This window comes from Oscillatoria sp. HE19RPO, assembly GCF_024220515.1.
Classification (GTDB): domain Bacteria; phylum Cyanobacteriota; class Cyanobacteriia; order Cyanobacteriales; family Laspinemataceae; genus Laspinema.
The window spans coordinates 1-8077 of record NZ_JAMXOT010000380.1 but is presented as its reverse complement, the minus strand read 5'-3'; the positions used below and the strand labels follow the sequence as shown (position 1 = coordinate 8077).

The following is an 8077-nucleotide window of genomic DNA, read 5'->3' as shown; positions in this document are numbered from 1 at the left end:
TCCAAAAAATAAAATACCCAAAAACCCACACCCTCAAGGGTGGAGGCTCACAGGACGAAGCGGTGCCTGCGCGGGCTAAGAACGTCTTTTTAGTTCCTTAAGCATCGCATTTGGGTGATTTATTTGTTGCAATACCCTTAGTCTGTAATCCTTTGTTGGCCGCCTCTGTTTTAGTACCTATTCGTGGATTTCAGTTGTCCTGGAGATAGCTGTACGTTCTCCAAATTACATAATCACAATGAAATTTCCCTTATCTTGGCAATACGATGAGTTCCAGCAAGTCGGCAAAGACTATGGCATTCCCACGGAAGTTGATCTGTATGATTCCAGCCATGCGGACTTCCGAGATATTGAGCAAGAAAGCAATGCCGTCCTTGATTTACTCGCCCTGAAGACAAACGATGTGGTCATTGATTTTGGCGCTGGGACCGGCACGTTTGCGATTCAGGCTGCCATTCGTGGGCTTAAGGTTTATGCCGTGGATGTTTCCCCGACAATGCTGGAATATGCCAAAACCAAAGCGGCTCAAGCTGGAGTCTCCAATATTACCTTTTGTCATGGCGGATTTCTGTCCTACCAGCATCCCGATGAATCAGTCGATGCGATTACCACAACTTTTGCATTCCACCATCTGCCAGATTTCTGGAAGGGAATCGCTTTAGGGCGGATGAATCGGATGCTTAAACCAGGGGGTCAGTTTTATATTCACGATGTGATTATCAGTGAGCATCATTCCTTGGACAATATCGCCGCTTTTATCGAAAAACAGGCAGCAGCCGGGGGCGATTTTCTTCGGGAAGATGCGGAAGGACATTTCCGGGATGAATTTTCAACTTATGACTGGGTTTTTGAGGGGTTGTTGTCCCGCAATGGTTTTAGTATCCAGCGTCAGAGTATTGAGGATGGCGTGATGGGCACCTATTTATGCAGGAAGAGTGTAACTGCTGCGTAGTCTATAAAAACCCACACCCTCAAGGGTGGGGCACTTGCGGACAAAGCCCGCCTGCGCGGGCTAACACCGAAAACTGACTTTTACCAGCCGGATTTGGTAGAAGTCCGGCGATAAAAACCCGATCGCGGATTGAATCTCATTACAGAGAAAGAGGTCACAAGCTAATCTGACTCGATAGACTCAGAGAGTAGAGTCAGATCCGAGGAACCCCATCCCATGAATCAGCCCATCATTACTCTATTATTATTTGGCCTGTTACTCATCGCCGTCCTTTCTCCCTTTGGCGCTTTATCGGCTTTGATGCTGGTGGTGTTAGGGACGGGCTTGCTCTGGACCCTGTGGAGTCTGTTTCAGGCATTTTTGAGGGACCCCTCTGAGGATTCGGGTTCTGCGGGGAAGTAAGGGGGTTTTAAGCGGGGGTGGTGATTTGTAATTGCTGATAGGCGAGTTGAGCCCGAGCACGCACAACTAACTCTTCATCGGATTTAGCCCGATCGCCTAACTGGATTAAAAGTTGACTTAACCAAATCGGCGAATTAGCATTCACCGCTTTAGCTAATCCTTGCATTCCCACTACTGCGGCATAGCGCACCACCCATTCTGGATCTTGCAGGACTTCCAACAGGGTTTGATAAACGTTCTCTTGGGCAGTTGCTCTGTCCTTGGGGTCCATTTTTTCCCAGAGGATATTCCCTAACCCACTTGCTGCTGCACGACGCACACTCAGGGCAAAGTCATGGGTTGCGGTGTCTAACAAGAGTGCTAATCCCCGGGGGTCACCAATTTTGGCTAATGCCCGGAGCGCCCAGGCTCTGGCTCCATAGTTGAACCCATCCAGTTGTTTCAACAGGGGGACAACGGCGACTTCTCCAAGGGCCACGAGTCCCTCGACTCCCGCAACGGCGGCACCGGGGTTATTGAACCCGAGGGCTTCGATTAAGGTGGGAATGGCTTCGGGCGATCGCGCTTGGGCTAATTTCCATAAGGCTATTGTTAACCGTTCTGCGGAGTCTGCCTCTTCAACGGCTTTAATCAGGGCGGTGATTTCGGCGTTTTCAGTCATGAGCACGGTTGGATGGCTGTTTTATTAAAACGGGTTAATTTTAATTGACACAAAAGTTAAAGGAGTAGGGTGGGCAATGCCCACCCTACAATTGCTCTCCGGTCCCCTCCCCTTGCCAACGGGAGGGTTAGGTGGGCAATGCCCACCCTACAATTGCTCTCCGGTCCCCTCCCCTTGCCAACGGGAGGGTTAGGGTGGGGTCCCTCTGTGGCGTGCCTACAACAAACTATCCATCAGATTCATCACTTCAATCAAATCTGGGGATAAATCTGGGGCGGCATCCGGATGAGTCAGGGTCATATTATGCTCAACGAGTCCTTTGAGGGCAATCAATTTGATACTATTTTCGGCCAAGGTTTGAGAAATGGCTTTCGCTGCGGGTAAATAGGCGATCGCCCCCAAATCTAATAAAGCCGATCGCCGCAGTTGCAAATCTTTTCCCTGCAAGGCTTGGATTAACCGTTCTGCATATCGTCTTTCCCCGGTGAGTTGATACATCGCCCGGGCGGCAGAATATTGCACCCGAGGAAAGGAATGATCCAGAAAGGGTTGAATCAGGGGAATGGCTTCGGTGGCTTGCAGGGTTCCCAAGGCTTCTAAAATCGTATCGTAGGGTTGGGTGAGGTGGGGTTTTCCCGGCACCTGGACCGCTGCGGTGAGGCCCCCGGCGAGTAATTGCATCAGGGCCGGAATGGCACTGCGATCGCCGAGTCGTTCCAAACTTTCGGCTGCCGCTTCCCGGACATAATAATCGGAGCAATCTAGGCAGTCAATCAGGGCAGGAACGGCGCGATCGTCCCCGACTTTGCCTAGTGCGCGGGCGGCATTGCGCCGCAGGGGGAATCCGCCCGCCTCGGTTTTATCTCCCTCTTCGGATAGCAAATCCAGCAAGGCATCGATCGCCGCTGGTTCGCGAACTCCAAATCGGCCAATCCACCAAGCGGCGTAGTAGCGCAAGCTCAAGTCTTCGTGGCGCAAATTGGCGATCGCCACTTCTACAGTTAAAGTCTCACCGTCCCCTGCATTAGGGGCCGGTGAGCCTGACAAGTTGTCCCACATGAGTTAAAAACCGGGTTGGGCTAACAGGTTAGAATCTCTAACCTATTCACCCTCTCCTTCATGAGTCGGTTGCTCAATTTGAACATTCAGGGGGTGAATGCTGACAATTTTTCCACCCAGACGGGTAATCCGCTGCATTTCTTCGTTCATGCGGTTGTAGGGAACTGTCATAAAAACACTTCCACTCTTACGGATCGAGTAGTTGCTCTGATCGCTTTCTTCGTTTTGACGCAATCCGGTTACTTCATACCGAAAGAAACGGTTTCCTGCGTTGGTATTGGATTGATTGAAGCCTGCAACTTGACCTAACATTTGATTTGACTAGCTCCTTTGGTGTAGATTGACTGGGTTAACCCACAGGCGATCGCCATGATGCTTGTCCCGGGTTTAATCCGGAATATTTCACCCGTGCCCTGGGAAATATTTCCGAGGAATTAATCCGGTAGCGCTCATGGCAGTTGGCGTCCTGTGGGCTGTTTGAGACTTTATCCTAAATTAGGCAGTTGTGATGCTGGCGATTTTGCCGCCTTGCTTCACGATTTGTTGAATTTTCGTAGATAAGCTCTCGAAAGGAACGATGTAGGTTTGGCAACTGCGACGGACGCCGGTTTTGCGGAGTCCGGTGACTTCGATGCGGTACACTCCGCCATCTTTTCCAAACCCAACAAACGCACCACCGAGGCAGGTTGCGGGAGCAGAATCGAGAGAAGGACGGTAGGACCAGCCTTCAGAACCACCGGAGGGAGCAACAATCGTATTGGTTTGATTTTTGCTCAGTTCGCGAATCAAGCGAGATTTGGTGCCTTCGAGTTGAGCGCGATCGCTGTTGGCGTAACCGCGATAGAGGCGGAACATCCGGTTAAACCCGACGGTTTTTTGACCATTTTGGGTCGCAAATCCCCGATAGTAGGGTACGATATTGTCCCCAAAGTTGCTTTCATATTCCGGGGAATCGATGTAAGAATCGATTTCTGCATCAAACCCGTGGGTTTCATACAGATCGAGGTGGTAAATCACCTCGGATTCATCATAAGGAGCGCGTCCCAACAGATGTTTATAATTGAGTTCGATGACTCGGGTTTGGAAATTGGGGTAAAGAAACTTTTCTTTGTAAAGTTCCGATTTAGCCACGGCGCGGACGAAATCGCGCACGGTCATTTTGCCATTTTTCAGCAGCGATTCCGCACTATTTAGGCGCTGGGATTTCATCACATAATCGTTCCCGAGTACCTGACGGTAAACGCTGCGAATCACTGCTTCGATATCTTCTTCACTGCTATTTTGACGCAGTTCTACCCGGCCTGTATCTTCATAGGGGGTCGTTCCCAAACGGGATGCTGCTGTTGTAATTGCCATCTAAACAATCTCCCAAAAAAAAGTTTTTACTGTTGTGATTTTAGATGTGCTTTTCTTTAAGACCATCCAAAATCTTGATGCTGCGATCGGTAATTACGGGGTTTTTCAGCTTAAATAGATACAAAGATGCCCGGACAGGTAAACAGAGACTAGCCTGCTGCCAGCACCCGCCTACCTCCCCGGACATCTCACCTTTTACCGTTCTAAGCAATCAGACCGATGCGAGTTAACTCTGCATCAATTAGCTCAGGGCGTTGATTGCGTAGTCGATGTAGGTGTTGGCTTCAACAGCAGCTTGTCCGCTGAGGCCATGATTGCTCTTGATGTACTTGAGAGCTTCAACGTACCAGCTGGGAGATAAGTCAAAGGTGCTGTTGATTTCATCCAAACCAGCAATCAGGTACTCATCCATAGGGCCGGTGCCGCCTGCAACTAAGCAGTAGGTGACCATGCGGAGGTAGTAGCTGATATCACGAGAGCACTTTTGCTTGCCGGTTTCGGTGGAAGCATAGTTCGGTCCCTGCATCGAGGTGGTGTAGGGGAACTTGTTGTACACAGCTTGTGCAGCGCCATCGATCAAGCGTTGGGCGTTGCCGGTTAAAGCACGAGCGGCTTCCATGCTGGCTTGAGCGCGCTTGAAGCGACCATCAACAGCTTGCAGTTCAGAGTTGCCCAGGAAACGGCCTTGAGCGTCAGCAGAAGAAATTGCTTCAGTAATTGGGGTTTTCATCGTTGCAGTATCTCCCTAGGGTTGTACTAATTTTTCGTTCTTTGGTTTTGGGGTTTTAAGGACTGGGCTTAATGGCTTGATCCTTAAACAGAAAAGTTTGGGTTTTTAGTCGGAATATTAGACTAGGAAACCGCAGAAGCTGCGCGATCGAAGTAGCCAGCAATTTCAGACATCAAAGCGCTGCAATCACCAGGAGTGATACCTGCGGGATCGTTGGCGATGCGGATAGCAGCATCTTTCATTTTTTGAACGCCAGTGGCAACGGAACCACCGGGAACACCCAGGGCTTGGTAGGTTTCACGAAGACCATTCAAGCAGCGATCGTCTAACACGCTGGCATCACCGGCGATGACTGCGTAGGTGACGTAGCGCAGGATGATTTCCATGTCGCGTAAGCAAGCTGCCATACGACGGTTGGTGTAAGCATTTCCACCGGGTTGGATCAGCTGGGGTTGCTCAGAAAACAGAGAACGAGCGGCGTCAGAAACGATATCAGAAGCGTTGCTGGTGATCCGGTTGACGGTATCCAAGCGCTTGTTACCTTCTTTGACCATGTTGGTCAGAGCATCCAATTGGGCGGTGCTCAGGAATTCGCCACGTGCGTCTGCTTGCGAAACAACTTTTGCAAATGCGTCTAGCATGTACTCAATCTCCTTTATTTATTGGCTTGCTTTGGGCTTCAATCAAGTTTAGTTGATCCCGCTCAAGCTAAAAAGCTTGTTAGGTTCCGACTAACCCCAGCTACAACACTACAACAATTCGTTTGTTTATGTTAAAGCTGGACTCGAAGTTAGTGGCTGGCCCCGTCTGGGGCTTCGTCACCCGCTTTCGAGAAATCTTAGAAAATATTAGCAGAAGTATGAGAAACTTGAAAACCCTCTTTAATCAATATTCAGGTTAACTTTTTTCGTTTCTCAACCCCTTCAGGTTACCTTTATACACTGCCTTTGTCCCCAAAATCATTACGAAATGTTAAGTTTTTTTATTTTTGTCCAAATTGAGCAAATATACTTAACGATTTAAGCAGTCCGAGTCTTTGAAATCCTGGGAAATTCCGGGGGGATCGGGAGTCGGAGAAACCGGCTAAACCCTTTACCCGCAAAGGTTTAAGGAATAGCCATGAGCCTTCGCTTCCCGGACGGAAACAACACTCCCTTCAAATTCTCAGAAACATCTATGCCAATCGATAGATGCGGGAAGTCAAACTTAAGGTATTACCAGCTAAAGAAGAGGGATCTGACTTTCTCTCGGTATCGGTCAAGGAGCTACCCGGGAAGTGGGGCCTAGGACTTCCGAAGAGTTAGAGGGAAGAGGAACCGAGGTATCTCACAAAAACAATGCGAATTAGCCGCTAATTAGCTTCTAAGCCCCGATGTCTTGTCCTGAAAAATCAGGGACTGACTGAGCCAATCTATATCTAGGGTGGCAAGAAGCCCCCGGATCCATTTCTTTCCCGTCAATCCCTTGGAGTTGCCTCCGGATAACTGGGTTGAATCGGGTCCCGACGCTCTAAACATCAGGGGAAGCTGATTTGTCGCCTCTATCAAACCGCAAATCAGGGAACCCCCCAATCGGTTGATCCGTAAAGAGTTAAGGGCGACGAGTGAGGGGTCCTAATTGATGACTTCCCTTGAATCGAGAACACATCCGCTTTAAGGGAAGTCATGAATTGAAACCTGATAATCGGTCTTAATTTCGGTTAATAAGGTTTTTAAAGTCATCCTTAACCCGTCGGCGATCGCCGTTTTAAATTCCCTCCCTCCTCTAGAAAGTTTTTAGTTCACAAAAGTATGGAGTGTTCCAGTTGCCTTGAGCATTTTCTTGAGCATTTTTTTTAGAGCTTACCGTTGCCAATACCATGAGCTTTCAATCCAAGCCCCAATCTCAACATCTGGACAGTGAAAAGTTCTGTGAGATAATTAAGTAGGGACCTCCAACTGTCTAGTTCGTTTGTGTATGGCTTGAAGCCTGAATGACTCTTTGGCGTGAAGGAATTTTGTCAAAAGTAAGCTGGATGGACTTGACGCTAAAATAGAGGGGGCTGCTTGGAGCAGGGTCAGCCGGACCACTTGTTCACTTGGGTGACCACTGCTGCTGAGGGTTCTGAACCACCCGGAAAAACTCTTAAAAATGCAATTGCTGCATTTCTAAACTCAAGACTTGTAAAATTCCTAGAACTAAAGCATTGAGATTGACAAATCGTTCAAAGTCCTCGACTTTTTCTCTTATTTTGACGAGTTGTTGCTCAGAGTAGTCCTTGAGCTTAATATTTTTATGATTTCGAGAAGACCGAGGCATATCTTCCCTCCATAACCGATAGCTAAAGCCTGATAAAATCTCGATTAAAGTCCTAAAAATTACTTCAATTTTAAACCGCCAACTATAAGCTATTATGATTTCTATTCCGGTCAAATTGCAGTCCGTTGATAGCAAAATAATCGGCTTTTTTCTCGAAAATACACCAGGAAAAACCGGACCAAATCATCAGGACTATCCCAATGTAAATCTACAGTTCGATAACTGATTCGGTGTTTTTTTCCCATAAAGAGATAACGATTCAGTTGTCAAAGAATCTGAGTCATTAAATAAGGTTTGTAATGACAGGCGCTCTCCCCATATAGCCCGTCTACCTGGACCTTTCTTCGAGGGGGATGGTGGTATAGCAGTCCTAAATCAGTTGTGGCAAAACTCCATAGTAGGACCAGGGCTATTTCATTCTGAACAACTCCTTAAGTAATTTAAGGCCAAATCCCGTGCGACGTTGGGCTTGAGCCATCTTATTAAATCCATAATCGCGGTATATATTAAGTGCAAAATTTCGAGCAACTGTCCAAATTTGAACTAAAGGGGTTGTCCGGATGCGAGAAGCATCTTCACCTTGAGTTACATCACGCACATAATGAACCTTGTTTTCTAC

The 8077-nt window shown here is 48.1% G+C and carries 10 protein-coding genes; 2 read left to right on the top strand and 8 right to left on the bottom strand.

What is annotated here, in order from left to right:
* Positions 1–238 precede the first annotated feature (238 nt).
* Positions 239–952, top strand: coding sequence for a class I SAM-dependent methyltransferase (locus NG833_RS27170; RefSeq protein WP_254568396.1), 714 nt, complete (start codon positions 239–241; stop codon positions 950–952).
* Positions 953–1168: 216 nt separating this feature from the next.
* Complete coding sequence (locus NG833_RS27165) at positions 1169–1354, top strand: hypothetical protein (protein WP_254568395.1); 186 nt, start codon at positions 1169–1171, stop codon at positions 1352–1354.
* Between the two features lie 7 nt (positions 1355–1361).
* Here the strand turns inward: NG833_RS27165 and NG833_RS27160 are convergent, their stop codons facing one another.
* The 8 genes from NG833_RS27160 to NG833_RS27125 all read right to left on the bottom strand — a co-directional run.
* Complete coding sequence (locus NG833_RS27160) at positions 1362–2015, bottom strand: HEAT repeat domain-containing protein (protein WP_254568394.1); 654 nt, start codon at positions 2013–2015, stop codon at positions 1362–1364.
* A 216-nt stretch (positions 2016–2231) separates the two neighbouring features.
* Complete coding sequence (locus tag NG833_RS27155) at positions 2232–3074, bottom strand: HEAT repeat domain-containing protein (protein WP_254568393.1); 843 nt, start codon at positions 3072–3074, stop codon at positions 2232–2234.
* 42 nt (positions 3075–3116) lie between these two features.
* Entirely contained in the window at positions 3117–3386 is a 270-nt protein-coding gene (locus NG833_RS27150) for a phycobilisome linker polypeptide (protein WP_254568392.1), read from the bottom strand.
* A gap of 183 nt (positions 3387–3569) precedes the next feature.
* A complete protein-coding gene (locus NG833_RS27145; RefSeq protein WP_254568391.1) occupies positions 3570–4430 on the bottom strand; it encodes a phycobilisome linker polypeptide in 861 nt (286 codons plus the stop codon).
* 241 nt (positions 4431–4671) lie between these two features.
* Complete coding sequence (gene cpcA, locus NG833_RS27140; protein WP_254568390.1) at positions 4672–5160, bottom strand: phycocyanin subunit alpha; 489 nt, start codon at positions 5158–5160, stop codon at positions 4672–4674.
* A gap of 122 nt (positions 5161–5282) precedes the next feature.
* Positions 5283–5801 (bottom strand): phycocyanin subunit beta, encoded by a 519-nt coding sequence (locus tag NG833_RS27135; protein WP_254568389.1) that lies wholly within the window; start codon positions 5799–5801, stop codon positions 5283–5285.
* 1483 nt (positions 5802–7284) lie between these two features.
* Positions 7285–7593, bottom strand: a complete 309-nt coding sequence (locus NG833_RS27130) for a hypothetical protein (protein WP_254568388.1) — start codon at positions 7591–7593, stop codon at positions 7285–7287.
* A gap of 274 nt (positions 7594–7867) precedes the next feature.
* Positions 7868–8077 (bottom strand): transposase (locus tag NG833_RS27125; protein WP_375293963.1); only part of this gene is annotated, 210 nt, incomplete at its 5' end.

What these genes read in the sequence shown, in the direction of transcription:
- NG833_RS27145 (WP_254568391.1), bottom strand. Translation starts at nt 4,430, where the DNA reads ATGGCAATTACAACAGCAGCATCCCGTTTGGGAACGACCCCCTATGAA.
- NG833_RS27170 (WP_254568396.1), top strand. Translation starts at nt 239, where the DNA reads ATGAAATTTCCCTTATCTTGGCAATACGATGAGTTCCAGCAAGTCGGC.
- NG833_RS27165 (WP_254568395.1), top strand. Translation starts at nt 1,169, where the DNA reads ATGAATCAGCCCATCATTACTCTATTATTATTTGGCCTGTTACTCATC.
- NG833_RS27155 (WP_254568393.1), bottom strand. Translation starts at nt 3,074, where the DNA reads ATGTGGGACAACTTGTCAGGCTCACCGGCCCCTAATGCAGGGGACGGT.
- NG833_RS27160 (WP_254568394.1), bottom strand. Translation starts at nt 2,015, where the DNA reads ATGACTGAAAACGCCGAAATCACCGCCCTGATTAAAGCCGTTGAAGAG.
- cpcA (WP_254568390.1), bottom strand. Translation starts at nt 5,160, where the DNA reads ATGAAAACCCCAATTACTGAAGCAATTTCTTCTGCTGACGCTCAAGGC.
- NG833_RS27135 (WP_254568389.1), bottom strand. Translation starts at nt 5,801, where the DNA reads ATGCTAGACGCATTTGCAAAAGTTGTTTCGCAAGCAGACGCACGTGGC.
- NG833_RS27150 (WP_254568392.1), bottom strand. Translation starts at nt 3,386, where the DNA reads ATGTTAGGTCAAGTTGCAGGCTTCAATCAATCCAATACCAACGCAGGA.